This is a genomic window from Rhizobium sp. P28RR-XV (genome assembly GCF_012641385.1).
In the GTDB taxonomy this organism is placed as follows: domain Bacteria; phylum Pseudomonadota; class Alphaproteobacteria; order Rhizobiales; family Rhizobiaceae; genus Rhizobium.
Genome location: NZ_JABAIG010000009.1, coordinates 103082 through 130075 on the forward strand (window position 1 = coordinate 103082; position 26994 = coordinate 130075).

Sequence of the window (26994 nt, forward strand, 5' to 3'; positions counted from 1 at the left end):
GTAAATGTATCAGTTCTCATATGCGGAAGTCATGCAGGATGCGGTGGCCGACGCCAAGGAAAGAGAACGGCAAGTTCTGGACCGGTCGATAGCTCTCCTCGCCGCGGCCCGTGATGCGGGGAAATATGGCCGCGAAGCGATCGAAGCGCTCTTCTATACGCGACGCGTATGGGTCAGCTTCGTCGAGGACCTCAAAAGTCCGGAGAACCAGCTCAATGTCGAACTACGTGCCAGCCTCATCTCGATTGCCATCTGGATTTTGAAGGAATGTGATCGAATCCGGCGGCGCCAGTCGGAAAATTATCAAGGCATCATCGATGTCACCACCATCATCAGGGATGGACTTAAATGAAAAGTACGCTTCGCATATCGCTCAAAGCCGGGGAAAAGATCTTTATCAACGGGGCCGTCCTGCGCGTCGATCGCAAGGTTGCCCTGGAATTCCTGAATGATGTGACTTTCCTGCTTGAGAACCACGTGCTCCAGCCCGAAGACGCGACGACGCCTCTGCGCCAGCTATATTTCATCGCGCAGATGATCCTCGTCAATCCGGAGGGGAAGGAGCAGTCGACGACCATGTTCCGCAAGTCGATCGTCATGTTGCTTTCGTGCTTCCACAACGAGGAAGTGCTGGCCGAGCTGAAGCGTATCGACGGCCTCGTCGCCACTGGCCGCGCTTTCGACGCGTTGAAGGCGATCCGCGCTCTCTACCCGATCGAGGACAATATTCTGAACAACCAGGAAATGCCGGCGGCAACGATCGAGCATATCCGTCGGGAGATCGCGCCATGGCAGCGGTAGACGCCGTCAACAGCAGCACGGACACCTCCAGCACTGCCACGAAAAATGCGGCTTCCGCATCGGCGAGCGCCAGCCTGAACTACAACGACTTCCTGCAGCTTCTCATCGCACAGATGAAGAACCAGGATCCGACGGACCCGATGGACGCCAGCCAGCAGATTTCGCAGCTGGCGAGCTTCTCCCAGGTCGAGCAGCAGATCCAGACGAACTCTCATCTGGAAACCGTGTTGCAGAACCAGTGGATCTCGCAGGCGTCGGATTATATCGGCAAGGAAATCATGAGTGCCGACGGCAAGACCACGGGCACGATCAAACAGGTAAGCGTCTATACGGACGGTGTTATCGCCGAAACCGATGCCGGCGACAAGATCCTGATCCAGGCCGGCGTGACGATCGCTCCGGCAGGCACGACCATTGATACCACGGCCACCTCGAGCGATAGTAGCAGCAGCGATTCGTCGACCAGCGGCTCATGAGGAGCCGCTGAACCGGGAGTGAAGATGCCATGAATGAAGCCGATGCGTTGGATATCTTCCAGGCGGCGATCTGGACGGTGCTGGTGGCTTCCGGTCCGGCGGTTCTGGCGGCGATGGTCGTCGGCCTGGTGATCGCCCTGATCCAGGCGCTGACCCAGGTGCAGGAGGCGACGCTGACCTTCGTGCCGAAAATCGTGGCGGTCATGGTCACCATCGGCATCTCGGCTCCGTTCGTCGGCGCCCAGATTTCGATTTTCACCAATCTCGTCTTCTCGCGCATCCAGTCGGGCTTCTAGCCAGAGAAGGTCCAAAGGCCGCGGCGGCCTTCGGATACGGGCATAGATGGCCATAGGCCATGCTCGCGCAAGCTTCGACTTCTAAAGCTCGGTTCCAATAGGGCAGGCGGGTCAGCCGTTTGCCTCCTCTCATGAAGAGACGGAACCGGTCGATGGCACAACCACCCGCAATAGCACTTCCCAAAGCCAATCCCAGTGTACGCGATATCGGGTTCGCACTTGGTATTATGGTTATCCTGTGCGTGCTGTTCCTGCCGATCCCGCCATTCCTGATCGACCTCGGGCTGGCCTTCTCGATCGCTTTCTCGGTGCTGATCCTCATGGTGGCGCTCTGGATCAAGAAGCCGCTGGAATTCTCGTCCTTCCCGACCATCCTGCTGATTGCCACGATGACGCGTCTGTCGCTCAACATCGCGACGACGCGCGTCATCCTCTCGCACGGCTATGAAGGGCATGATGCCGCCGGCGGCGTCATCGCGGGGTTTTCCAGCCTGGTGATGTCGGGTGATTTCGTCATCGGTCTGATCGTCTTCCTGATCCTTATCACCATCAATTTCATCGTCATCACCAAGGGCGCGACGCGTATCGCGGAAGTCGGCGCACGCTTCACCCTGGACGCCATCCCTGGCAAGCAGATGGCAATCGACGCCGATCTGTCGGCCGGCCTGATCGATGAAAAGGAAGCGCAGCGCCGCCGTCGCGAACTGGAAGAGGAAAGCTCCTTCTTCGGCGCGATGGACGGTGCCTCGAAATTCGTGCGCGGCGACGCGGTTGCCGGCCTTTTGATCACCTGCATCAACATCTTCGGCGGCATCATCATCGGCTATTTCCGTCACAGCATGCCGATCGGTCAGGCTGCGGACGTTTTCGTCAAGCTCTCCGTCGGTGACGGTCTGGTGTCGCAGATGCCGGCGCTTATCGTCTCTCTCGCTGCCGGCCTTCTCGTTTCACGCGGCGGTACGTCCGGCTCGACCGACCAGGCCGTCGTTAATCAGCTGAGCGGCTATCCGCGCGCGCTCGCCGTCTCTGCGGTCCTCATGGGCATCCTGGCCATCATGCCCGGTATGCCCTTCCTTCCCTTCGTTTTCCTCGGCGGCCTGATGGCCTCCGGTGCTTGGTTCATTCCGCGCCAGATCGAAGCCGAGAACAAGCTTCGCCGCGACGCCGAAGAGCAGAAGGTGATGCAGACGAAGGAAATGGAAAAGGATTCGGTCAAATCGGTGCTGAAGACCGCGGAGATCGAACTGGCGCTCGGCAAGATCGTCTCCACCCGCCTGCTCGGCGCCCATCAGGAACTGGCTTTCCGCGTCGGCAAGATGCGCAAGAAATTCGCCACGCAATACGGTTTCGTCGTGCCGGAGATCAAGGTGATCGACGACATGGCGATTGCCGACAAGTCTTATCAGATCCGCATCCACGGCACGACCATTGCCTCCAACGTGCTGCGTGTCGGCGAAGTGCTCGTCGTCACAGGCTCGGGCCGCAAGCCGACCGTACCGGGGGACGAGATTCGCGAACCCGCTTTCGGCATGCCCGCCGTTTCCGTTCTCGAGGCCTTCACCGAGGATCTGAAGCGCGAAGGCTTCCAGCCGATCGACAACGTGTCCGTCGTGCTCACCCATATGAGCGAGGTCATCCGCAACAACCTGCCGGCACTTCTCTCTTACAAGGACGTGAAGATCCTGATCGAGCGCCTCGATCCGGAATATAAGAAGCTCGCCGACGAGATCTGCTCGTCGCATATGTCCTATTCCGGCCTGCAGGCGGTGCTGAAGCTGTTGCTCGCCGAGCGCGTCTCTATCCGCAACCTGCACCTCATCCTCGAAGCGGTCGCCGAACTGGCGCCGCATGTCCGCAAGACGGAACAGATCGTCGAACACGTGCGCGTGCGCATGGCGCAGCAGCTCTGCGGCGATCTGGCTGACAATGGCGTGCTGCGCGTCCTGCGTCTTGGCAGCAAATGGGACCTCATCTTCCATCAGGCGCTGAAACGCGACCAGAAGGGCGAAATCGTCGAATTCGACATCGATCCGCGCAGCCTAGAGGAATTCAGCGAGCAAGCCGGCAAAGTTATCCGTGAATACATGGACAGAGGCATGCCCTTCGTTCTTGTCACGTCGCCGGAAACGCGCTCCTATGTGCGCATGATCATCGAACGCCTGTTCGCGACCCTTCCGGTCCTGTCGCATGTGGAACTGGCCAAGGGGATCGAGATCAAGATTCTAGGTTCGATTTCATGATTTCAGACCCCCAGGGGACCATTCTGGCGCTGTTTGTCGCCTTCTGCCGCATCGGCGGCTGCATGATGGTCCTCCCGGGATTTTCATCGGGTCGTATCCCGCCGCAGATCAGGCTGCTTCTTTCCGTGGCCCTGTCGATGGCGATTCTACCGTTGCTCTGGAACACGATCTATCCTCAGGTGTCGAAGGGCGACGCGAGCTTTATCGGCCTCATCTTCACCGAAACGGTCATCGGATTGATGTATGGCATGATGGCGCGAATCTATACGCTGGGCCTGCAATTCGCCGGTGCGAGCATATCGATGCTGATCGGCTTCAACGCGCCGGGCGGTGCGGATATCGTCGAGGAGTCAAGCGAGACGTCGCTCACGAGTCTCATCAGCTTTTGCGGGCTGATGATGCTCTTCATCCTCGATTTTCACCATTATATCCTGCAGGCGCTGGTCGATTCCTATTCCGTGGTTCCTCTGGGCGGTCATATCGAGCCGCGAGCCGCTCTGATCTCGATTACGGATACGCTGGAGACCACCTTCTTCATCATGCTGCGGCTCGCAAGCCCCTTCCTGCTCTATGGCCTGATGTTCCAGATTTCGATCGGTTTCATCAACAAGCTGGCGCCGCAGATCCCGATCTATTTCATCTCCACGCCGTATTTGCTGATGGGAGGGCTGTTCATGCTCTATCTCAGCATCGCGGCATTGGTCAGTCAGTTTTCCAGTGCGTTTCTCACGGTCTTCAATGGGCATTAGAGCAATTCCAGGAAAAGCGCGCAGCGGTTTTCTGTCCGGAATTGCGATGAAATAAAGAGCTAGAGCAATTCAGAGATTCCGTGGAAAGCTGAACCGCTCTATCCCGCAAATGGACAGGCCCGGTTCGGGCAGAGCCGGCAAAAGGCAGCCGGCGGGTAGGTAGACGATGGCGGAGAAAAACCGGTCTGAAAAATTGAAGCGCCTGGTCGCGGTGCAACGCCATCTGGAGCGGATAGCGGAAAACGAGCTTGCCGATACGACCCGCCAGCGCGCGGAGGTCACGGAATCGATGGAGCGGGTCATGGTTGCCATCGGCTCGGTCGATCCCGTGCACATGGCATTCTCGATCCACTACGCCGAGCGCTACGGCCGTCTGATGATTAGGGATCAGCAGCTGGAAAGCATCCAGACGCTCATCCAGATGAAGGTCCAGCAGGAGCGCACCAAGGCCGACCGGCTCGAAGAGCATATGAAGGATGCCCGCGAGCTCGAAACGCGGGAGGCCGACGACAATGCGGTCTACGACATCATCGATCAGCGCTTCGCCGCCGCAACGCCAGCCTCCAGCAAGGTTCAAAAATAATAATCATCGCGATCATGGAGCAGGATTCGCATCGTTGGGTTGCCGATCTGCTCTGACAGTTTGATTCGACATGTCCTGGGATGAGCGCTGAGCCGCGCATTTTCAGGGTGTGCGATAGCAGAAGGAGACGTGACGTGGCTATTTCGCCTCCGAGTGATTTGGTCCTCGATGTCGTCAAGGCGGCCAATCCCGCCGATGTCGAGGCTGCGCAGGCCAAGCTTGCAGCCAACCGGGCCGCCTTTGCCGCCACCAGCCTCGCCGAGAACGGCAACGGCTTCGGCGCGACGGTGGACGCGATGAACAGCGCGGCCACCCAGGCCGGCCTTGCCAATGCCAACACGCATGTGGCCGGGACGAAGGTGCCGCAGGCCTATCGCAAGTTCGAAGCCATGGTGCTGCAGAATTTCGTGAAGAACATGCTGCCGAGCAGCGAGACGCTCTACGGCAAGGGTTCGGCCGGCGAGATCTGGAAAGGCATGATGGCCGAGCAAATGGGCAATACGCTCGCCAAGAATGGCGGCGTTGGCATTGCCGAGAAGATGTACAAGGAACAGGTCGACAAGATGCGCAATACCGGCGCCCTCAACGCTGCGACCGATGAAAACGACAAGAAAATGGCTCTGAGCGCGATTACCGATTTTCAGCGCAAGACGCTCGCCGCCGCGGATGCCGACAATGACGGCAATGCCAGCATCACCAATCAGAATAATTTGACGTCCCAGAAAGCATGAGCGAGGTAGCAAACATGGAAATGATGTCGCAGGACTATCGGATCAAGTCTGTCCTTGGCCGCCTGGAGATGATTATCGATAATGAGAATAACCGGATCGGCACCGACCCGGAATTCGATCTCAAGGTATCGAATGCGCACAAGAGCCGCTGCCTCTACGAATTGTCGATGCTGTTTCGCGATACCGATCCGGCCGATCTTGCCGCCACCCATATCGAGCAGCTGCACGATCTGAAGAAGAAGCTGGTTCTGAACGCCCGCCGGGTCGAAGCCCATCTCGAGGCCGTGCGCGCCGTCGCCGACATTCTGAAAAATGCCGTGCAGAACGCCGACGCGGACGGCACCTATTCGCAGGAGCAATTCCGCGTCCGTGAGGCCGGATGATCAAGCTCGCTCTCACCGGCCTGTGGGTCTGCGCCGTGACATTGGCCTCGGTCTATTTTTCGGTGCAGGTGGCGACGGCGCCCGCAATCAGCCCTGACGACGCCAAGAAGGCGCAGCAGGAACTGATCAAGGGCGAATCGATCAACGTTCCCGTCATCGCCAACGGCCAGGTGACCGGCTACTTCCTGACGCGCATCTCCTTCATGATGGAGAAGGGCAAGGCGAATGCACTTCAGATACCCCTGCCGGAACTGACGACGGATGAACTTTTTTCGCTGCTGATCGGCAACAAGGTGATCGACATTGCGCATACGCAGAACTTTGATGTCGCCGCCTTTCGCAGCGACCTGAAGAAACGGATGAACGAGCGGCTCGGTGGCGACTATGTCGCCGACGTGCTGATCGAACAGCTTGATTATCTCTCCAAGGAAGAAACCCATGGCGGGGAGAGCATCGGCAGGAAAACGGTCAAGCCGGTCAAGATCGTGCAGGACGCGGCGAAGGATAAGGTGCCGCTGGAGTAAGGGTGTCCTGGCGTTGCGGGATGCCGCTCCACTCCAAGGCGGCAAAGCCGGGCTCGGGCCGGTGATACATTAATGAATCCTTGATGGTTTCCGAAAAATCCCACTTTCCATCCTAACGGAACGTTGGATTTATCTCGTTATAAACACCTCCCAGTGACGTCTCGTAGCCGCCGCACCGATGAACGGTGAGCTGCATGAGCCTTGTTATTCCCGGCATCATGCGTGTTTGCGATGTCGGGCAGGAGGTTGTTGGATTGAACCGGGTTGCCGATTTTGCCGTCGTTGCGTCGCGCCGCATGATCTTCGATCTGCCGGTCTGCGATCTCGATTGGGATAATGCCCTGACCTTCGTCAATGAACTTGCATCCCTGCCGGTCGGACAGACCTCGATCTCCTTCGTCAATGCCCACAATATGCTTGTCATGCTGCGCGATGACAGCTATCGCAACGTCCTTGAGCAAAATCTGGTGCTCCCCGATGGCGTCGGCCTCGACATCGCCTCGCGCGTCGCTCATGGCGAGCCATTTCCGGCGAACTTGAACGGTACGGATTTCGTGCCCGCGCTTTTGACTTTCATGGAGCGGACGAAGCGGATCGGCCTGCTGGGCGGCAAGCGCTCGGTTGTCGAAAATGCGGCGGAGAAATTTCGCCGGCATGCGCCGTGGCACGAGTACATTGTCGTTTCCGATGGCTTCTTCGATCCCGCGAGAAGCAGCGCCGTTGCCGCGGAAATCGGCCGGCAGAAGATCGATGTGCTGATCGTCGGCATGGGAACGCCTTTGCAGGAAAAATGGGTCGCCGAGCATGTCGGGCCGCAGCATGCGCGATTGGTGCTGACCGTCGGCGCCCTGTTCGATTTCGTGTCCGGAACCGTGCCGCGGGCTCCCACGCTCGTGCGTGCGATGCGCAGCGAGTGGTTGTTCCGCCTGACTCGTGAGCCGGGCAGGCTGTGGCGGCGCTATATTCTGGGCGTACCGCTCTTCCTCTATCAGGTCATCAGGCATCAGTTCGGCCGCAAGGAGCGTGTCCTTCGCGCGGAGCCGCAACAGCTGTCACAGCGGCGTATCGCCTCTCCGGATAAATTAGCAAGTTAGAGTACTTCCTGGAAAACGCTGGGCGACTTTCCGGTCGAAATTATATAAAAACAATAGGATAGCGCGGTTCAGAGATTCGGCGAAGAGTTCGACCGCATTAGTATTCGCGGGCGCGGCGTTAACTCTTTCTTTGGCATGAAAGTTTAGAGTGGGTTAACCATTGCATTGGTCTCCGACCATGTGCGCGAGATAGCCCGCCATGTTTGAAAGCAAAGCCACGCCCGGATTTTACCCAGAGGATGCGGAAACCTTCGAGGTGTCGCGTGGGTGGAACCGGCACGTTTCTCCCCATCGGGGCGAAGATGGCTTGCGCGGTACAGCCCATCTCCGGGCAGCCAATTCCGACGATCCACGCGATACGGAGCTGCGCGCCATTTTGCGCAGGAGGCTGGATGGCGACCCTTATCCGGTCTCGGGGAGAACGGGGCCGATGGGCGCGGCGCCGTCGGAGTATCGGCCTACTGCGGCGGATATCCAAAGCATTCCGACGTTCCGCCACACGCAGCGCGAACAAATGCGGGAACCGGCACGGGAGCCTGTGCCCGACCTGCTGGAATTCGTGCCCGACCTGCTCGAAGGAGCGGCGGAACTTCCCCCACAGACTGCCATCCCCATTCTTGCCGAACACAGGCCTCGCGCGGGTCGCCGGTCTCTCAGCATCCGCTCTCTCTGTTTCGTCATTGCAGCAGCCTTGGCGGGAGCGACCATCCCGACGATGCTTGCATCGCCGCCGCTCTATATGTCGCAAGCTGTCCTGCATGCGGAAGGTGAGGGCGGTGGACGCCAGACATTGCTCGACGTCGCGGCGAAGCGTGCCGTCGCGCCGTCCGTGCTGTCCGATATTGTCGCCAGGATGAAGCTCGATCACGATCCGGAATTTACCGGCAGTCGGGCGGGCGCCCTTGGTGTCGTCGTTGAGCTCCTGTCCGGCAGCGGCAACGCATCCGATGCGCCTTCGCGCGCCCAGTCGACCCTCCGCAAGGGCATCGCCGTCGGTATCGACGGCCAGACAGGCCTGCTGCGCCTGACCGTGACCAGCGGCGATCCCGCCAGATCGGCCGATATTGCCAATCGTCTGGCGGTCGCCACCCTCTATGATGCTGCGGTTTCAAAAGCGGCTGGCACGTCGCTCGGGGTCGAGACGGCAGCCGATCGCAGCCGCAAGGAATTAGATCGCGCATCGGCGGCTCTGGCCGAGTTCAAGGCGCACTATGGCGAGAACAAGATCGCTGCGGCGCTGGCGCTTCAGCAGCGGCGCCAGCGGTTGGACGGCGACATAAAGGCCGCCGAGCAGGCAGTGCGCGCGGCCAGATCTCGCCTTGCATCGATCAGGTCGGCCACGCCGGCCTCCCTGCTGAGTGGGGCCTCGTCGGGCGATGCCGCTTTCACCGGGCTCGACGACCTGCGCGGCCGCTATAGTGCCGCCAAGGCCCAGCTTTCCCAGCTTTCGACGCAACTCGGCCCGCGCCATCCCCGCTTGCTTGCGCAGCAGGCGACAGTCGATGATCTTGTCGCCAGTATCCGCGGTCAATTACAGAGGCTCGTCGTCAGCAGCGATGCCGATGTGAAGGCGGCTCTCGAAAAGCAGACAGCTCTTTCAGCCGAGATGACGGCCCTCAGCCAGAAGAACATCGATGTCGACGTCATCCGCCTCGCGCAATTGCAGGATGCCGTGGCCGTTGCCCAGAGCCGCTATGAGGCCGATCAACAGAATGCCGCCCTGTCGGTGCCGCAAGCGAGGCAGCCGCTGACGGTGATTTCGCAAGCGGTCGCATCGGCTCTACCGCTGGACGACCATCTCGCGAGCAACCAGGCAGTCGGTTTTCTGGCCGCTCTTGGCGTGGCACTTGGCGCGGTATTCCTGCGCAAGTGGCTGGGCGGTGCCGAAGCTGCGGAAGACCATATGGCTGACGACAACGTCCTGCCGGCCATCCCCTCTTTCCATCAGGATGGCGACATCTCGCTTCAGCCTTTGCCGGCTATCGCGGTCGAGCCGGCGACGGCTGGCTCCGAAATTGGGAGTCGGCTCGACATTGCGGATGAGTGGGTCCGCATTCAACGGGAGCTTGCGTCCCTGCGTGCCAAGGTCGAAATCTACGCGGTGCGCAGGCATCAGGACCGCGGCTGACCGCCCCATCGTTTTCCCTTGCAATTACCGCTTTCAGACACCATAGGGCGTTAGCAGGCAATTATGCCGGGCCGATGGTCTGTAGATTGCCACCGAATTCATGATCGGGAGACGAGCGTGACGACAGTGATCGACGGGAGACAAGCGGCGGCTTCGGTGATCGAGGCTGTGAAGGCTGCGGCGGCGGGACTTGAAGCTGAGGCCGGCGTGAAGACCGGACTTGCGGTCGTCATCGTCGGCGACGATCCGGCCAGCCACGCCTATGTCGGCGCCAAGGGCCGCATGGCCAAGGAATGCGGCTTCAACTCCGTCCAGCACACGCTTCCGGCCGAGACGACGCAGGAGGCGCTCGCAGGCCTGGTCGCCTCGCTGAACGACGATCCCTCCATCCACGGCATTCTCGTGCAGCTGCCGCTGCCGAAGCATCTCAATTCCGATGCGATCATTCAGTCGATCCGGCCGGATAAGGATGTCGACGGCCTGCATGTCGTCAATGCCGGCAAGCTGGCAACCGGCGATCTCGAAACCGGGCTGATCTCCTGCACGCCGGCCGGCGCCATGCTTCTGGTGCGGCGCATCCATGGCGAGGACTTGTCGGGACTGAACGCCGTGGTCATCGGCCGCTCCAACCTGTTCGGCAAGCCGATGGCGCAATTGCTGCTCAATGCCAATGCGACGGTGACGACGGCGCATTCGAGGACGAAGGATCTCGCCTCCGTCGCACGCGGCGCCGATATTCTGGTGGCGGCCGTCGGCCGTCCGGAGATGGTCAAGGCCGACTGGGTGAAGCCGGGCGCGACGGTCATCGATGTCGGCATCAACCGGATCGCGGCCCCTGAGCGCGGCGCGGGCAAGAGCCGGCTGGTGGGCGATGTCGCCTATGCCGAAGCCTTGGATGTCGCCGGTGCGATCACGCCGGTTCCGGGCGGTGTCGGTCCGATGACGATCGCCATGCTGATGGCCAATACCGTCATCGCAGCCCATCGCGCCGCCGGTAAAAAGCCGCCGAAGTTCTGAAGCATTGTCGCGCAAAAGTGTGCAGCGGTTTTGCGATAACGACGCGCTTTAAGCCAAGTGTCAGTCGGCCGGCGCAACGCCGGTCGAGGCGCGAACGATCAATTCGGCCTTCCACAATTCCTGGGTCGGAAACGTCTCGGTATGCTTGATTTCGCCGATCAGCCGCTCGGCGATGCGCACGCCGGCCGCACGCAGCGACGAGCGGGTCGTCGTCAGCGGCACGGTGAAGCTTTCCGGTTTCAAAAGCGTCAGCACGTCGTCATGGGCGATGAGCGAGATATCCTCTCCCAATCTAAGCTTGGCCTGGTTGATGGCGCGAACGGCGCCGAGCGCCAGCACGGTACTGGAACAGAGTACCGCGGTCGGACGCTTCTCCTTCTCCATCTGCAGGATGCGCTCCATGACGAGCAGGCCCTGCTCGTCGGTCATCGGCGTATGGCTGGTGCAGGCCTCGTCGAGCGCAAGGCCGCGCTCAGCAAGGGCGGCTTCCATGCCGTTCTTCCGGCGAATGGCAAAATCAAGATAGATCGGGCCGTTCAAAAGGGCGAAGCGCCGGTGTCCGAGCTGCAGCAGCAGCTTCGTGGCGTCGTAGAAGGCGGCTTCATTATCGAGGTCGAGAAAGGGATAGTCCGGCTCGGAGCCGATCGAGCGCCCATGCACGAGGAAAGGCATGGACAGGGTCTTCAGCATGGCCAGGCGCGGATCGTGGCCACGCATATAGTTGACGAAGAGCGCGTCGACATTGCCGCTGGCCGCCAGGCGTTTTAACGCGCCGACTTCATCGTTCGGATCCGCAGGCGTCAGCACGAAATGGAAATCGTGCCGCAGCGCTTCTTCTCCCAGCCCCGTCAGGAATTCGCTGAAATGCACGTCCGAGGAATTGCCGGGTGATGTCGGCATGACCAACCCGATCGAGCCGGCCTTGCCGGTCGCGAGCCTTTGCGCCGCCTTATTGGGACGATAGCCGGTTTCCCGAACCGCTTTGAGAACGCGCTCGCGGGTCTCGCGATTAACCTCGGGATATCCGTTCAATGCCCGGCTGACTGTCGTCTGCGACAGCCCGAGCATTTGCGATAGCTGTTTCAGGTTCACGAATTTCGGCTCCTCCAATTCCCGACTGCTCTGGTGCCAGCACACCTCCCGAATATCGCTGACATCCAAAGCGCTTTTAATATGTAGCAGGCGATGCGCCCGAGACAAGACAAATAGCAAAATATCGCCGCCTATTTTATGCTGCAACGCGAGATATTCTATGAATATTAGCCAGAATTTGAAAAGCGCTTGACTTTTCCCCGCTCGCAATGGATGAGAGAGGTAGCCAAAGCGCTTTGAGGAATGGGGCGCACTGCACAGCACAAAACTGTGTTTGGGCTCATGGGTTTCGTTATTTGGGAGGACAACCGCATGAAAAAGATGTTTTTGATGACCGTCGCTGCCGCCGCCTTGGTGGCCGGTACGGCGATGGCGGCCGATCTGAAGTTCCAGCCCGGTCAGGACTCCAAGTTCAACTGGAAAAGCTACGATGACTTCAAGTCGGCGCATGCCGACCTGAAGGGCGAGACGCTGACCATCTTCGGCCCCTGGCGCGGCGAGGACGAAGCGCTCTTCACTAGCGTCCTCAAGTACTTCACCGAAGCGACCGGCGTGAACGCCAAATATTCATCCTCGGAAAACTACGAGCAGCAGATCGTCATCGACACGCAGGCCGGTTCGCCGCCGAACGTCGCCATCCTCCCGCAGCCGGGCCTTTTCGCCAATCTTGCCAGCAAGGGTTATCTGACGCCGCTCGGTGACGATCTCGCGAGCTGGGTCAAGACGAACTACGGCGCCGGCGACAGCTGGGTCGGCTACGGCACCTACAAGGGCAAGGACGGCAAGGATGCCTTCTATGCCTTCCCTTACAAGGCCGACTTGAAGTCGCTGGTCTGGTATGTGCCCGAGAATTTCGAGGAAGCGGGCTACAAGGTTCCGACAACGATGGAGGACCTGCTCAAGCTTTCAGACCAGATCGTCAAGGACGGCGGTACGCCCTGGTGCATCGGTCTCGGGTCTGGCGGTGCGACCGGCTGGCCGGCGACCGACTGGGTCGAAGATTTGATGCTGCGCATGAACGCACCGCAGGACTATGATCATTGGGTCGACAACACGTTGAAGTTCAACGATCCGAAGGTCGTCTCGGTTATCGAGGAATTCGGCAAGTTCTCCAAGAACGCGAAATATGTCGCCGGCGGTGTCGCCGCCGTTGCCTCGACGGACTTCCGCGACAGCCCTAAGGGCCTCTTCACGGTCCCGCCGAAGTGCTACATGCACAAGCAGGCATCCTTCATCCCGTCCTTCTTCCCGGAAGGCACCAAGCTCGGCCAGGATGCGGATTTCTTCTACTTCCCGCCCTCTGCCGCGCATCCTGAACTCGGCAAGCCGGTTCTCGGCGCCGGCACGCTGGCGGCCATCACCAAGGACTCGAAGGCTGCCCGCGCCTTCATCCAGTTCCTGCAGACGCCGATCGCCCAGGAAGTCTGGATGGCCCAGTCCGGCTTCCTGACGCCGTACAAGGCCGTCAATACCGCGGCTTATGCCAACGACACGCTGCGCAAGGAAGGCGAGACCCTGACCTCGGCGACCACCTTCCGTTTTGACGGCTCCGACCTGATGCCGGGCAAGATCGGCGCGGGCGCGTTCTGGACAGGCATGGTGGACTTCGTCGGCGGCAAGTCCGCTCAGGATGTTGCCGACGGGGTCCAGAAGTCCTGGGATGCCATCAAGTAAGACATCATAGTCCAGCGCCGCCGGTCAAAGCCGGCGGCGCTAAATAACATATAACGGCGCGCCCCTATGCGCGGCCGATGCCGGACTGATGGACTCAAGCAGGTAAATTCGGGGAGGGAATGGATGTTTTCGCAGATCGTATCGGCGATTGGCGCCATGATATTCGGCGTTGCCATTTGCGCCGCTTATTTCTGGTTCTCCAACAAGCTCTTGGACTTGATCTTCCCGGCAAGGGAGGGGGACGAGGTCCATCGGGCGGCCGTCAACCTTCGACGCCGCGGTCTCATCCGCCCCTGGCTGTTCCTGGGGCCGGCGCTGTTCCTGCTGGCCGTTTATCTCGTCTATCCCGTCGTCGCGACGTTCATCCTGTCCTTCTACGGGCCGGACGGCAATAAATTCGTCGGTGGCGCCAACTACCTCTGGGCGCTCAACGACACCGAATTCCGCCAGTCGATCTTCAACAACATCCTCTGGCTTGCCGTCGTGCCGGCGGCCTGCACCTTCTTCGGCCTCGTCATCGCCGTCATGACCGACCGCATCTGGTGGGGCAATATCGCCAAGGCGGTCATCTTCATGCCGATGGCGATCTCCTTCGTCGGCGCTTCGGTCATTTGGAAGTTCATCTACGAATATCGTGGCGGCACCGACACGCAGATCGGCCTCCTGAACGCGGTCGTCCAGCTTTTCGGCGGTACGCCGGAGGTCTGGATCACCATTCCGTTCTGGAACAATTTCTTCCTGATGGTGATGCTGATCTGGATTCAGACCGGCTTTGCCATGGTCATCCTCTCGGCTGCATTGCGCGGCATTCCGGAAGAAACCATCGAAGCCGCCGTCATCGACGGCGCCAATGGCTGGCAGATTTTCTGGAAGATCATGGTGCCGCAGGTCTGGGGCACGATTGCCACGGTCTGGACCACCATCACCATCCTCGTCCTAAAGGTTTTCGACATCGTTCTCACAATGACCAACGGCCAGTGGAACACGATGGTTCTCGCCAACCTGATGTTCAACTGGATGTTTAGAGGCGGTGGCGACAGCGGCAGAAGCGCCGTCATCGCGCTCGTCATCATGGTCGCGGTCACACCGATCATGATCTGGAACATCCGTCGTGCAAACGCAGAAACGAAGGGGCGCTGACATGATTGGAAATCTCGGCCGTATCGGTCCCGCCCGTATCTTCGTTCATGCCGCGGTGCTGCTCATCGTCCTTCTTTGGCTGCTGCCGACGCTCGGCATCTTCGTCACCGCGCTGCGCGACAGGGATCAGATCGTCGCTTCCGGTTGGTGGACGGCCTTTGCCGGTTCCTCCCGCACGACGGCCGCCCGTCTCGACGGGCCGGACAAGGCAAAGCCGGACGGCGCGAATTTCGTGATATCAGGCGCGCTCACCGTTGAAGGCGACGGCAAGATCCAGTCTTTCGGTCTGCGCGTGCAGGAGCCGGCAGCCTACAAGGCTGGCTCGCCTGCGCAACTCGAGAACGGCGAGACGCTGACCATCAATGCCGACGGCAGCTATCGCTATCAGAAGAACGGCCCGTTCGAGGCCGATGCGCGTGCCAAGCGTGTCTATTTGACCGTCGCCACGCCGCCGCAATTCACGATCGACAACTATCGCAACGTGCTGGGTGGCGAAGGTATCGGCCAATCCTTCATCAACTCGCTGACGGTGACGATCCCGGCAACCATCATTCCGATCCTGATTGCCGCCTTTGCCGCCTATGCGCTGGCCTGGATGGAGTTTCCCGGCCGCGCGATCCTGATCGCGCTCGTCGTTGGCCTCATCGTCGTGCCGCTGCAGATGTCGCTAATCCCGCTCCTGCGCATCTACAACGAGATCGGCCAGATCTTCGGCGTGCCGTCGAAGACCTATCCGGGCATCTGGATGGCGCATACGGCCTTCGGCCTGCCGCTCGCCATCTATCTGCTGCGCAACTACATTGCCGGCCTGCCGAAGGAGATCATCGAATCCGCTCGCGTCGACGGCGCCAGCGATTTCGATATCTTCGTCAAGATCATCCTGCCGCTGTCCTTCCCGGCGCTGGCCTCCTTCGCGATCTTTCAGTTCCTTTGGGTATGGAACGACCTCCTGATCGCGATGGTGTTCCTCGGCACCGACAAGGACCATCTGGTCCTGACGGCCGCTCTCAACGCGCTGCTCGGCTCGCGCGGCGGCAATTGGGAAATCCTGACGGCATCGGCCTTTGTCACCATCCTTATTCCGCTCCTCGTCTTCTTCGGTCTGCAGCGCTATCTCGTGCGCGGTCTGCTTGCCGGGTCGGTGAAGGGGGGCTGATCCAAAAACACATACTCACATAGGACCCATTCAGCATGAGCATTGCTCTTCAATCGGCTTCGGAAGTTGACAAGGACTGGTGGCGCGGCGCCGTGATCTATCAGATCTATCCGCGCTCCTATCAGGACTCCAACGGCGACGGCATCGGCGATCTCAAGGGCATTGCCGTCCGTTTGCCGCATGTCGCGGCTCTCGGTGTCGATGCGATCTGGATTTCGCCGTTCTTCACCTCGCCGATGCGCGATTTCGGCTATGACGTTTCCAACTACGAGGACGTCGACCCGATCTTCGGTTCGCTGGCCGATTTCGATGCGATGGTGACGGAAGCCCATCGTCTCGGCATCAAGGTGATGATCGATCTGGTGCTGTCGCATAGCTCGGATCGTCATCCCTGGTTCGTCGAAAGCCGTTCGAGCAAGAGCAATCCCAAGGCCGATTGGTATGTCTGGGCCGACGCCAAGCCGGATGGCACGCCGCCCAGCAACTGGCTGTCGATCTTCGGCGGCTCTGCCTGGGCGTGGGATCCGACCCGCATGCAATATTACCTGCACAACTTCCTGACCTCGCAGCCGGATATGAACCTGCATAATCCCGAAGTGCAGGAGCGCTTGCTTGACGTCGTGCGCTTCTGGCTCGACCGTGGCGTCGATGGTTTCCGCCTCGATACGATCAATTTCTACTTCCATGACAAGGAGCTGCGCGACAACCCGGCGCTGGAGCCTGCGCGCCGCAACGCGTCCACCGCGCCGGCCGTCAATCCCTATAATTTTCAGGAGCATCTCTACGACAAGAACCGTCCCGAGAACCTGGAATTCCTGAAGCGCTTTCGTGCCGTCCTCGACGAATATCCGGCCATTGCCGCCGTCGGCGAAGTCGGCGACAGCCAACGTGGCCTTGAGATCGTCGGCGAATATACCTCCGGCGGCGACAAGATGCATATGTGCTACGCCTTCGAATTCCTGTCGCCGGACGCGCTGTCGCCGGACCGCGTCGAGGAAGTCATGAAGGATTTTGCCGCCGCGGCTCCGGAGGGCTGGGCCTGCTGGGCGTTCTCCAATCATGACGTCGTGCGCCATGTCAGCCGCTGGGGCAATCTGGTCGCCGATCGCGATGCTTTCGCCAAGCTTTACGCGGCGCTGCTGCTGACGCTACGCGGCTCCGTCTGCCTCTATCAGGGCGAGGAACTGGCGTTGACGGAAGCAGATCTCGCCTATCAGGACCTGCAGGATCCTTACGGCATCCAGTTCTGGCCGGAGTTCAAGGGACGCGACGGCTGCCGCACGCCCATGGTCTGGGACAGCCAGGTTACGCAGGGCGGCTTTTCCACCGTCAAGCCCTGGCTGCCGGTGCCGGTCGAGCACATCCTGCGCGCCGTCAGCGTCCAGCAGGGCGATGAAAATTCCGTGTTGGAGCAGTATCGCCGTTTCCTCGCCTTCCGTAAGCAGCATCCGGCCTTCGCCAAGGGCGAGATCGCCTTCTGGGAGCCACAGGGCGACGTGCTCGTCTACAGCCGCGCTTACGCCGACGAGACCATTCTCTGCGCCTTCAACATGAGCCCCGTCGAAGCAATGGCGATGCTGCCGGAAGGCAATTGGCAGGCGTTGACGGGGCACGGGTTCACCAGCAACAACTACGGCAACAAGATCGATATTCCGGCCTGGGGCGCTTATTTCGCGCGTCTTGCCTGACCTTTGGGAGGAGGGAGCATAATGACGGGACTTGTTCTGAAGGATATCAAGAAATCCTACGGCAGCGTGCATGTGCTGCACGGCATCGATCTGGAGATCAACGAGGGCGAATTCATCGTCTTCGTCGGCCCGTCCGGCTGCGGCAAGTCCACCTTGCTGCGCATGATCGCCGGGCTCGAAAGCATCACCTCAGGCGATATGATGATTGCCGGGCAGAAAGTGAACGAGGTGCCGCCCTCCCGGCGCGGCATCGCCATGGTCTTCCAGTCCTACGCGCTCTATCCGCATATGACCGTCTACGACAACATGGCCTTCGGCATGCGCATCGCCGGCGAGAGCAAGCAGGAGATCGACCGCCGCGTGCGCGAGGCGGCGGCAAGCCTGCAGCTCACCCAATATCTGGAACGCCTGCCGAAGGCGCTTTCGGGTGGCCAGCGCCAGCGCGTCGCCATCGGCCGCGCCATCTGCCGCAATCCCAAGGTCTTCCTGTTCGACGAGCCGCTGTCGAACCTCGACGCCGCCCTGCGCGTCGCGACCCGAATCGAGATCGCCAAACTTAGCGACTCCATGCCCGAGACGACGATGATCTACGTCACGCACGACCAGGTGGAAGCCATGACGCTTGCCGACCGTATCGTCGTATTGTCGGCCGGCCGCGTCGAGCAGGTCGGCGCGCCCCTCGAACTCTATGAGCGCCCGGCCAACCTCTTCGTCGCCAAGTTCATCGGCTCACCGGCCATGAACATCATTACAGCCACGGTGACCGAAACCGGCGCGACGACGACCGTGACGCTGACCGGCGGCAAGTCGGTGACGCTCGACATGCCGACGGCAGCTTCCGAGAAGGGCAAGACGGCGAGCTTCGGCGTGCGTCCCGAAGACCTGCGTATCGCGGCCGGTGACGACTATCTCTTCGAAGGTGAGGTTTCCATCGTCGAGGCGCTCGGCGAAGTGACGCAGCTCTATATCGAAGGCCTGGTCGATGGCGAGCCGATCATCGTCAAGATCCCCGGTATCGCCGATATCCACCGTGGCCAGAAGATGCGGTTTGCTGCCGACCGGCAGAAGTTGCATCTCTTCGATGCCGAGGGACATTCCTATCGCAAGTAGGCGCTCATGGCACGACGCCGGCTCAAGCTGGAGCGTGATGCCGAAAAGTGTAGGCGGTTTTCGGACGACATCACGCTCTACTTATTTGATTCTAGAGCGGATTCAGACTTTAGGTCGAGCAGACCTAAAATCATCCGGCTCTAAGATGAACAAACAAAATTCAACTTGGGCTGGCGCGTTCAAACCTTCTGTTAAATACCCGCTGATAGTCTCCTCTTTGTAATATACCCTAGGGATTTACCAAGATGGCCGCTTTCGGCAGAGCTAATTCAGGTCAGCATTTCCTCAACAAAGAAGAATCCTTCATGTATGACCGCGAAGTGCGGTTCCGCATGGAAGATACGATGAACGCGGCGCGGCTCGAATACACCGAAAAGGGTGTGATGAACCTTGCGTCTCGCCGGTGCGATATTATCCGCATCTCGCAGAGCAGCGCAGTGCTTGCGATCCTGACCCAGTATAATCTGCCGAAGCAATTCTATCTGGATATTCCCGACGCCCGCATCACCAAGATCGGCTGCGTTCTGATGAAGGTATTCCCCAACAATACGGTGGAAGTCCGTTTCCTGCGGCTCCTCACGGAGAAGGAAATGAACAAGATCTTCGTCTACAGCACGCATCCGGCCCACAAAAACCGCGTGCTCGATATCAAGGGCTGATCAAGTCTCGCCGCCAGGAATAGTTGCTGGCAACAATCCATGCGGCCGGCGGATCAGATTTCCGTTCGCCATTTCCGAAGCGCATCCTCAAGATACTCAATCAGCGGCAGCCTGCCATTTTCCTGCAGCCATTTGTCGACCGACAGGCGAAGCGGGCTCACTGCGATCATCGAAACCAGCCGTAGACCGTCCTGATCCCTCGTCGGAAACAATTCGCACAGGGCTTGATAGGCGATTTGCTCGAGCTGCAAAGAGTTACCTCGCGAGCGGGCGTGCAGGGTTTCGCTTTGACGTAAAAGCCTGGCCGTCTCAAGAAGCTGCGGTGCTTTCGCCTCGAGGCGAGCCACAAGTCCCAGGGTGGCTTGATGAACGACCTCGATCGGTCGCCCGGCTGATGCATTCTCCATGATGCTCATCCGAAGCGCGTCCATGTATCCGCGCTGGTGCGCCAGAAGAATCTGGTCCTTGCTTTTGAAGTAATAGAAGAAAGTCCGGCGGGAAATACCGGCGGCCGCCGCAATCTCGTCGATCGTCGTCTCCTCATATCCCTTCGCAAGAAAGGATTTCAGTCCGGCTTCCGCTATGCGTTGAAATGTAAGGCGCCGCTTGCGCTCGCGCAGGCCTTCCGGCTTTGAGGTTGCATTATGCATCCGGCCATTCTGGCATGAGTCGCAGCGCCACTCAAATCATGGGCATGCTCTCGGGCTCCTTTCTCAGAGATCGCAATTCCCGGTAAAATAATTCTTTCGCCTCGCCTCCCGATTGCCGCAAAGTAGCCAACATTAATTTTTACACCAAGTGCGATATTTAATGTTGATGCTGAATGTTCATAACCGGGTGCAGGAGCACAAACATCAATGCCAGCCAATGCAATCCCAAATCACGATGGAAATAAGACCTCTGGTCCAAATGCCGCTGAAAGCCGTCTGAGGCGCGATATTTACTCGATGGCTGTTCTACTGAGCCTGTTGGGGGGCTGCGCCGCCGCGCCGCTGGATCGTGCGGGATCCTTGCGGTCCTACGACGGCCTGACCCGATCGGACGGGCTGGTCGCGCATTCACTTCTTCGGGTGAGCAGGGATGATGTTCTGACGGCGAAGACCGTGAAGATCGTTCCGGCAGCTTTTTCGATGCGGGCTGAAAGCGCCGCCTTCACACCCGAGCAACGCAACCTCGTCACCAATGCCGTCGATAGAGCGCTTTGCTCCGGATTGAGCGAGCGCTTCGTCGTTGTCGGCCTGTCCGAGTCGGCGGATCTGACCATCCGCGCCGTGGTGACACAGGTCAAGGCAACCAATGCTACGGCTGTCGGCGTTTCGAAAGTCGCATCCGTGGGCAAGAGCATATTGCTGCCGGGTGTACCCGTGCCCGTTCCCCGCATTCCGATCGGCATGGGCAGCCTCTCCCTCGAGGCGGAGGCTCTCGATCCCCAGGGCGTGCAGAAGGCGGTCATGATCTGGGGACGCGGCGCAAACGCACTTCTTGATTCGGGAACGGTTGCCAGGGAAGGGGATGCCTATAGCCTTGCCGCCAAATTCGGCGGTGATTTCAGCAAGATGCTGGTCAAGGGAAAAACGCCGTTCGGAGCGACGCCCTCTTTCCCATCCAGAGCAAAACTGGCGTCACTCGTCGGCAGGGCACCCAAGTATGAGGCCTGCAAGGTATTCGGGAAGTCCCCAGGCGTGAAAGGCTTCGTGGGAGCCCGCCTTGGCCTTCCGCCCGCGTGGACGGATAAGGCTCCGGCGGATGCGGAAAAAACGGCGTCGAAGGCTCTTTAAGCAGCCGTCGACGTCGTCTTACGGAATTCCGGCGGAAAACCTTAATGGTGGAACAGGACGCTCGCGCCCTGATCCGCCGGCCCTGCGGCGTGGCGGAAAGGGGCGAAGAGCTCGCGGCCCATGCCGTATTCGTTTTCCGAGAGATCGGCGGTAACAGGCTCGCGCTCGGCCATGTCGGCGGCATCGACCAGCACCTCAAGCGTGCCGGCGATCGCGTCGACGCGGATGATGTCGCCTTCCCGGATGCGGGAGATCGGGCCGCCGTCGATGGCTTCCGGCGTCACGTGGATGGCGGCGGGTACTTTGCCCGATGCGCCGGACATGCGTCCGTCGGTCAAAAGCGCCACGCGAAAACCGCGATCCTGCAGCACGCCGAGCGCCGGCGTCAGCTTGTGCAGCTCCGGCATGCCGTTTGCCTTCGGTCCCTGGAAGCGGACGACAGCGACGAAATCGCGGTTCAGCTTGCCGTCCTTGAAGGCTTGCTGCATCTCCAGCTGATCGTGGAAGATCACGGCCGGCGCTTCGACGATGTGGCGCTCCGGCTTGACCGCGGAAATCTTGATAACCGCCTTGCCGATATTGCCGCGCAGCATCTTCAGGCCGCCACTGGTCTGGAACGGAGTTTCGATGCTTGCCAGCACCTTCGGATCGGCGCTCTTTTCCGGTGCCGGCTCGCGCAGGACGTTGCCGTCGGCGCCGAGCTTGACGTCGATGGAGTAGCCGCTGAGGCCTTGGCCGTAGACGGTGCGCACGTCGTCATGCAGCAGCCCCTTCTTCAGGAGTTCCTTGATGAGGAAGCCCATGCCGCCGGCGGCATGGAAATGGTTCACGTCGGCAAGCCCGTTCGGATAGACGCGGGCAAGCAGCGGGATGATGTCGGACAGCTCGGAAATGTCCTGCCAGGTGAGCACGATGCCGGCCGCGCGCGCCATGGCGACGATGTGCATCGTGTGGTTCGTCGAGCCGCCGGTCGCATGCAGGCCGACAACGCCATTGACGATCGAGCGCTCGTCGATCATCTCGCCGGCTGGCGTGAACTCGTTGCCCATGGCGGTGATGGCGAGCGCGCGCTTGGTCGCCTCGCGCGTCAGGGCTTCGCGCAGCGGCGTGCCGGGATTGACGAAGGAGGCGCCCGGCATATGGAAGCCCATGATTTCCATCAGCATCTGGTTGGAATTGGCCGTGCCGTAGAAGGTGCAGGTGCCGGGGCCGTGATAGGACTTCGACTCCGCTTCCAACAGTTCGGCGCGGCCGACCTTGCCCTCGGCATAGAGTTGACGTACGCGCGACTTTTCGTCGTTCGCCAGGCCAGACGTCATCGGCCCGGCCGGAATGAAGACGGCGGGCAGATGGCCGAAGGAAAGGGCTGCGATGACGAGGCCCGGCACGATCTTGTCGCAGACGCCGAGGAAGACGGCCGCATCGAACATATTGTGCGACAGGCCGACGGCCGCCGACATGGCGATCAGATCGCGCGAGAAGAGCGAGAGCTCCATGCCCGGTTGTCCTTGCGTGACGCCGTCGCACATGGCGGGCACGCCGCCGGCAACCTGCGCGATGCCGCCGGCTTCTGCGGCTGCCTGGCGGATGATCGCCGGATAGGTCTCGAAGGGCTGATGCGCCGAGAGCATGTCGTTGTAGGAGGTGATGATCCCGAGATTGGGCACCTGTTCTCCCGCCAGTGCCTCTTTCTCGGAGGGGGAACAGATGGCGAAGCCATGCGCAAGATTGGCGCAGCCGAGCACGGAGCGTTGCGCTCCCTTCGTTGCGGCATTGCGCAGGCGGTCCAGATAGCGCTCGCGCGTCGGCTTCGAGCGCTCGACGATACGTGCGGTAATCGCTGAAATGCGGGCGTCAGCGGCCATGGTCGATCTGCCTCCGTCTGTTCTGCGCTGTGCCCGTAAGATCTGCTTCGATCTATCGTGGTAGAGGGCCTGGCGCGGGGTTTATAAGTCAATGCACTGCCGGCGCACCCTTGCGGGCGCATGGCGCAGCACATGTTGCTGTGTCTTCAGGGTTCGATGACGAAGCCTGCCGGCCGTATCACGGAGCCCAATAAATCTCGACCGGAGAAGCGGCCCGGCGCAGCATGGCGCGGATCGGCATCTCGGTTTCCTCGCCTGCTGCCTCCGCCTTGGCGAGGACATCCTTCTTGCCTTCTCCTTCGACATGGAGCACCAACAATCGGGCATCCTGAAGACTGGAGAAGGTAAATGTCAGGCGCGGCTCGCCGGCACCTTCCGCTTCCATCGTGATGATGCCGCGCGGAGTGTTCGGATCAAGTGCGGTTGCGAGATTGCTGCCGCCCGGAAAGAAGGAAGCCGTGTGGCCGTCATTGCCCATGCCGAGAATGGCGACATCGAAAGGACGGCCGACAGCCTTGGTCTTTTCGGTGGCGATGGCGGCGGCCTCTTCGACGGAAGCCGCAGCCTGGTAGAGTGGAAGGAAGTTGGCGGCTGCCGCCTTATCCTTCAGCAGGTTTTCCTGAACGAGCAGGTGGTTCGAGCGCGGATTGTCCGCCGGCACGAACCGTTCGTCGACCAGGGTGATCGTCACCTTGCCCCAGTCGATCGAGCGCGACGACAGCGTCTGGAAAAAGGCCTTCGGCGTCGAGCCGCCGGAGACCGCTATGCTTGCGGAGCCGCGCGCGTCGATGGCAGCCGAGAGGGTCTCGGCCACCTTGTCCGCGAGCTTGCCGGCGAGTTCGGCGCCATTGGCGAAAGCATGCATATTTGCTGTCATCGTTATCGTCCCGGATTAGATATCGTCGTGCCAAGTGCGGCCGTCACGCTCGATGAGCGCGATAGCCTGGCTCGGACCCCAGGTACCGGCGGTATAGCCCTGCACCTGCTGGCCTGCTTCTTCCCAACCCTTGAGGATCGGATCGACCCACTCCCACGCCGCCTCGACTTCGTCGCGGCGCATGAAGAGCGTCTGGTTGGAGCGGATGACGTCCATCAGCAGGCGCTCGTAGGCGTCCGGATTGCGGACGTTGAAGGCCGATGCGAAGCTCATGTCGAGCGAGACATTGCGCAGGCGCATGCCGCCCGGACCCGGATCCTTGATCATCAGCGACTGCTTGACGCCTTCGTCCGGCTGTAAGCGGATGATCAGCTGGTTGGCAACGGTGCGGCCGGCGGCCTGATCGAAGATATTGTGCGGGATCGGCTTGAAGGTGATGACGATCTCCGACATGCGTCCGGCAAGACGCTTGCCGGTGCGGATGTAAAAGGGAACGCCAGCCCAGCGCCAGTTGCCGATCTCGGCTTTGATGGCGACGAAGGTTTCCGTGTTGGAAACGCCGCCTTCGAGTTCATCAAGGTAGCCCTTGACCGGGCCGCCCGAGGATGCGCCGGCGCGATACTGGCCGCGAACCGTCGCCTGCTCGACGTTGGATGCATTGATCGGCTTCAGCGCGCGCAGCACTTTCAACTTCTCGTCGCGGACAGCTTCGGAATCCATCGAGGAGGGGATTTCCATCGCGGTCAGGCAAAGCAGCTGCAGGATATGGTTCTGCACCATGTCGCGCAGGGCGCCGGCTGTGTCGTAGTAGCCGGCGCGGCCTTCGAGACCGACCGATTCCGCAACCGTGATCTGTACGTGGTCGATGTGATTGGCATTCCACAGCGGCTCGTAGAGAGCGTTGGCGAAGCGCAGCGCCATCAGGTTCTGCACCGTCTCCTTGCCAAGGTAATGGTCGATGCGGAAGATCTGCTCTTCCTTGAAGACCTTGCCGATCGTGTCGTTCAGCTGCAGGGCCGATGCGAGGTCGCGGCCGATCGGCTTCTCGACGACGATGCGCGTCTGCTTGGTGATCAGCTTGTGATCATGGATCTTCTGCGAGATGTCGCCGAAGATGCCCGGAGCGACCGCGAGATAGAAGGCGCGCACGCGCTCCTTGCCTTCATCCAGGATCTTCTTCAGCTGATCCCAGCCGGCGTCGCTGCGTGCGTCGACGGGCACGTAGAACAAGCGAGCCAGGAACTTCTTGACCTCGGCGTCGTCATATTCGCCCTTCTTCAGGTGTTCCTTGAGGGCGGCGTCGGCGAATTTGCGATATTCTTCATTGGAAAGCGCGCTGCGCGATGCGCCGATGATGCGGGTCGGTTCGGAAAATTGGCCTTCGATCTGACGATGATAAAGAGCGGGCAGGAGCTTGCGCTCGGCAAGGTCGCCGCTGCCGCCGAAAACGACATAATCAAATGGTTCAACGGGAATGATTTGGCTGCTCATGAGCTATCTCTCAATCGGTCTTGGTTGAGGCCTCTTTTAATCTAATCGATTTAAAAAGGCCAGTGTGCATCGCAAAATTCAGGTCGGCTTTTTAGAGCGGATTGCCGGCGGAAGGAATCATCTTCCGGTTTTCAAAACCTGTCGCGCAACGCAAACCACGAGAGCGCCAGGAACAGCAGAGGCGCCCGCATGCGCGCACCGCCGGGGAAGGGCGGGATATTCAGCTCCCTGAAGAGGTGAAGTTCATCCGCATTCCCGAGTACCGTTTTCGCATAGAGTTTACCGCAATAATTTGACAGCATCACCCCATGGCCGGAATAGCCGCCGATCGAGGTGACGCCGGGCATGACTTCGCGCACGAAGGGCTGCCTCGGCATGGTGATGCCGACCGAGCCGCCCCAGGCATAGTCGATCTTGATATCGCCGAGCGCCGGATAGATTTCAGCGATCTGCCGGCGGATGTGCTGCGTTATGTCGCGGGGATTGTCCGATGTATAGGCTTCGCGCCCGCCGAACAGCAGGCGCCCATCCTTGGATTTGCGGAAATAGCGGACGACGAACCGCGAATCGGCCACCGCCTCATTGCCGGGCAGAACGCTCGGAAACTTATCGAGCGGCTCCGTGGCGCCGATGAAGGAGCGGATCGGCATGACATGGCTCGATGTCACGGGCTCGAGATTGCCGATATAGCCGTTGCAGGCAATCAGCACGCGGTCGGCGGTTATTTCGCCGCCATCCGTTTCGATTATGGTCTTGCCGCCCGATTGCCGGAAGCTCTTCGCCTTGGTCATTTCGAAAAGGGCTGCACCGGCTTCCGCCGCGACCCGGGCAAGGCCGATGAGCAGCTTCAGCGGATGGATATGGCCTGTGCCCATGTCCCGGACGCCGTAGAGATAGAATTGCGAACCCAGCCGCTCCTGGGTTTCGGCCTGATCCATGAACGTGATGTGCGGATAGCCGTAGCGCGTCGCCGCGATTTCCGCATTGTCCATGTAGTCGCGCTTGTAGCTGCGCTTGTGGGTGACATTCATCTGGCCGGGCAGGAAGTCGATGTCGATGCCCTGCTCGGATACGAAATCGAGCAGATGGCGCTTGGCATCCTCGGCAAGGTCGAAGAGCGCTTTTGAGCGCTCGTAGCCGATTTTCTCCTCCATCTCCTCCGGCCACCAGCGCTGGCCGGTGCCGAGCTGGCCGCCATTGCGGCCGGAGGCACCGTCGCCGAAGCGGTTGGCATCGATCAGGACGACGCCGGCGCCGCCCTTGGCGAGATTATAGGCGGCCTGGAGGCCGGTATAGCCGCCGCCGACGATCGCGACGTCGGTCCGGCGCGAGCCGTCGAGCCGCGGATAGCTCGCACGCGGGCCGACGGTCGCCTGGTAGAAGGAAAGGCCCGGCGCAATCGGGCTCTGCCATGTTTCCTGCAATGCCATGGACGGTCCCTC

General features: G+C 60.4%; 26 protein-coding genes. 20 read left to right on the plus strand and 6 right to left on the minus strand.

The features are described from left to right. The first annotated feature begins 4 nt into the window (after nucleotides 1-4). From flaF to HGP12_RS19895, 13 genes are all read left to right on the plus strand, one after another. The gene (gene flaF / locus HGP12_RS19835; protein WP_168841004.1) at nucleotides 5-352 is read left to right on the plus strand and encodes a flagellar biosynthesis regulator FlaF; all 348 of its coding nucleotides are present in this window, start codon (nucleotides 5-7) and stop codon (nucleotides 350-352) included. Beyond that, a complete protein-coding gene (gene flbT, locus HGP12_RS19840; RefSeq protein ID WP_168841003.1) occupies nucleotides 349-801 on the plus strand; it encodes a flagellar biosynthesis repressor FlbT in 453 nt (150 codons plus the stop codon). The genes flaF and flbT overlap by 4 nt, the downstream gene beginning before the upstream one ends. Next, complete coding sequence (gene flgD, locus HGP12_RS19845; RefSeq protein ID WP_168841002.1) at nucleotides 789-1277, plus strand: flagellar hook assembly protein FlgD; 489 nt, start codon at nucleotides 789-791, stop codon at nucleotides 1275-1277. Before flbT ends, flgD begins: the two co-directional genes overlap by 13 nt. A 29-nt stretch (nucleotides 1278-1306) precedes the next feature. Beyond that, the gene (gene fliQ / locus HGP12_RS19850) at nucleotides 1307-1573 is read left to right on the plus strand and encodes a flagellar biosynthesis protein FliQ (protein ID WP_112506729.1); all 267 of its coding nucleotides are present in this window, start codon (nucleotides 1307-1309) and stop codon (nucleotides 1571-1573) included. Nucleotides 1574-1725: 152 nt separating this feature from the next. Continuing rightward, nucleotides 1726-3813, plus strand: coding sequence for a flagellar biosynthesis protein FlhA (flhA, locus tag HGP12_RS19855; RefSeq protein WP_168841001.1), 2088 nt, complete (start codon nucleotides 1726-1728; stop codon nucleotides 3811-3813). After that, on the plus strand, nucleotides 3810-4562 hold the full coding sequence (fliR, locus tag HGP12_RS19860; RefSeq protein ID WP_168841000.1) for a flagellar biosynthetic protein FliR: 753 nt from the start codon (nucleotides 3810-3812) through the stop codon (nucleotides 4560-4562). The genes flhA and fliR overlap by 4 nt, the downstream gene beginning before the upstream one ends. A 166-nt stretch (nucleotides 4563-4728) precedes the next feature. Then, a complete protein-coding gene (locus tag HGP12_RS19865; protein WP_168840999.1) occupies nucleotides 4729-5145 on the plus strand; it encodes a hypothetical protein in 417 nt (138 codons plus the stop codon). Between the two features lie 134 nt (nucleotides 5146-5279). Then, nucleotides 5280-5876 (plus strand): rod-binding protein, encoded by a 597-nt coding sequence (locus HGP12_RS19870; RefSeq protein ID WP_168840998.1) that lies wholly within the window; start codon nucleotides 5280-5282, stop codon nucleotides 5874-5876. 14 nt (nucleotides 5877-5890) lie between these two features. Beyond that, the gene (locus tag HGP12_RS19875) at nucleotides 5891-6259 is read left to right on the plus strand and encodes a hypothetical protein (protein WP_168841113.1); all 369 of its coding nucleotides are present in this window, start codon (nucleotides 5891-5893) and stop codon (nucleotides 6257-6259) included. Then, on the plus strand, nucleotides 6256-6783 hold the full coding sequence (locus HGP12_RS19880; RefSeq protein ID WP_168840997.1) for a hypothetical protein: 528 nt from the start codon (nucleotides 6256-6258) through the stop codon (nucleotides 6781-6783). Before HGP12_RS19875 ends, HGP12_RS19880 begins: the two co-directional genes overlap by 4 nt. A 254-nt stretch (nucleotides 6784-7037) precedes the next feature. Continuing rightward, nucleotides 7038-7877, plus strand: coding sequence for a WecB/TagA/CpsF family glycosyltransferase (locus HGP12_RS19885; protein ID WP_168841112.1), 840 nt, complete (start codon nucleotides 7038-7040; stop codon nucleotides 7875-7877). Nucleotides 7878-8076: 199 nt separating this feature from the next. Beyond that, nucleotides 8077-10005: a succinoglycan biosynthesis transport protein gene (locus HGP12_RS19890; protein ID WP_168840996.1), complete on the plus strand. Its 1929-nt coding sequence runs from the start codon at nucleotides 8077-8079 to the stop codon at nucleotides 10003-10005. Between the two features lie 117 nt (nucleotides 10006-10122). Then, entirely contained in the window at nucleotides 10123-11022 is a 900-nt protein-coding gene (locus HGP12_RS19895; protein WP_168840995.1) for a bifunctional methylenetetrahydrofolate dehydrogenase/methenyltetrahydrofolate cyclohydrolase, read from the plus strand. Nucleotides 11023-11082: 60 nt separating this feature from the next. Here the strand turns inward: HGP12_RS19895 and HGP12_RS19900 are convergent, their stop codons facing one another. Continuing rightward, nucleotides 11083-12114: a substrate-binding domain-containing protein gene (locus HGP12_RS19900; RefSeq protein ID WP_168840994.1), complete on the minus strand. Its 1032-nt coding sequence runs from the start codon at nucleotides 12112-12114 to the stop codon at nucleotides 11083-11085. A gap of 312 nt (nucleotides 12115-12426) precedes the next feature. Between HGP12_RS19900 and HGP12_RS19905 the strand changes: the two genes are divergently transcribed. The 6 genes from HGP12_RS19905 (at nucleotide 12427) to HGP12_RS19930 (ending at nucleotide 19541) form a co-directional block, all read left to right on the plus strand. Beyond that, on the plus strand, nucleotides 12427-13788 hold the full coding sequence (locus tag HGP12_RS19905; RefSeq protein ID WP_168840993.1) for an ABC transporter substrate-binding protein: 1362 nt from the start codon (nucleotides 12427-12429) through the stop codon (nucleotides 13786-13788). 123 nt (nucleotides 13789-13911) lie between these two features. Further along, nucleotides 13912-14928: a carbohydrate ABC transporter permease gene (locus tag HGP12_RS19910; RefSeq protein WP_168840992.1), complete on the plus strand. Its 1017-nt coding sequence runs from the start codon at nucleotides 13912-13914 to the stop codon at nucleotides 14926-14928. Between the two features lies 1 nt (nucleotide 14929). Beyond that, a complete protein-coding gene (locus tag HGP12_RS19915; RefSeq protein WP_168840991.1) occupies nucleotides 14930-16084 on the plus strand; it encodes a carbohydrate ABC transporter permease in 1155 nt (384 codons plus the stop codon). A gap of 35 nt (nucleotides 16085-16119) precedes the next feature. Next, nucleotides 16120-17772, plus strand: a complete 1653-nt coding sequence (locus HGP12_RS19920; protein WP_168840990.1) for an alpha-glucosidase — start codon at nucleotides 16120-16122, stop codon at nucleotides 17770-17772. Between the two features lie 21 nt (nucleotides 17773-17793). Beyond that, nucleotides 17794-18882 carry an ABC transporter ATP-binding protein gene (locus HGP12_RS19925; protein ID WP_168840989.1) on the plus strand — a complete coding sequence of 363 codons (1089 nt, stop codon included), beginning with the start codon at nucleotides 17794-17796 and terminating at the stop codon, nucleotides 18880-18882. A 305-nt stretch (nucleotides 18883-19187) separates the two neighbouring features. Then, complete coding sequence (locus HGP12_RS19930) at nucleotides 19188-19541, plus strand: hypothetical protein (protein WP_168840988.1); 354 nt, start codon at nucleotides 19188-19190, stop codon at nucleotides 19539-19541. Between the two features lie 53 nt (nucleotides 19542-19594). Here the strand turns inward: HGP12_RS19930 and HGP12_RS19935 are convergent, their stop codons facing one another. Next, nucleotides 19595-20191 (minus strand): TetR/AcrR family transcriptional regulator, encoded by a 597-nt coding sequence (locus HGP12_RS19935; protein ID WP_168840987.1) that lies wholly within the window; start codon nucleotides 20189-20191, stop codon nucleotides 19595-19597. Nucleotides 20192-20488: 297 nt separating this feature from the next. On the opposite strand from HGP12_RS19935, the gene HGP12_RS19940 reads away from it, so the two are divergent. Continuing rightward, a complete protein-coding gene (locus tag HGP12_RS19940) occupies nucleotides 20489-21319 on the plus strand; it encodes a DUF3313 domain-containing protein (RefSeq protein ID WP_246703488.1) in 831 nt (276 codons plus the stop codon). A gap of 41 nt (nucleotides 21320-21360) precedes the next feature. Here the strand turns inward: HGP12_RS19940 and edd are convergent, their stop codons facing one another. The 4 genes from edd to HGP12_RS19960 form a co-directional block, all read right to left on the minus strand. Beyond that, nucleotides 21361-23184 carry a phosphogluconate dehydratase gene (gene edd / locus HGP12_RS19945; RefSeq protein ID WP_168840985.1) on the minus strand — a complete coding sequence of 608 codons (1824 nt, stop codon included), beginning with the start codon at nucleotides 23182-23184 and terminating at the stop codon, nucleotides 21361-21363. Between the two features lie 178 nt (nucleotides 23185-23362). Beyond that, nucleotides 23363-24061 (minus strand): 6-phosphogluconolactonase, encoded by a 699-nt coding sequence (gene pgl / locus HGP12_RS19950; RefSeq protein WP_168840984.1) that lies wholly within the window; start codon nucleotides 24059-24061, stop codon nucleotides 23363-23365. Nucleotides 24062-24076: 15 nt separating this feature from the next. Then, entirely contained in the window at nucleotides 24077-25552 is a 1476-nt protein-coding gene (gene zwf, locus HGP12_RS19955; protein ID WP_168840983.1) for a glucose-6-phosphate dehydrogenase, read from the minus strand. 131 nt (nucleotides 25553-25683) lie between these two features. Then, nucleotides 25684-26982 carry an FAD-binding oxidoreductase gene (locus HGP12_RS19960; protein WP_168840982.1) on the minus strand — a complete coding sequence of 433 codons (1299 nt, stop codon included), beginning with the start codon at nucleotides 26980-26982 and terminating at the stop codon, nucleotides 25684-25686. Nucleotides 26983-26994: the final 12 nt, after the last annotated feature.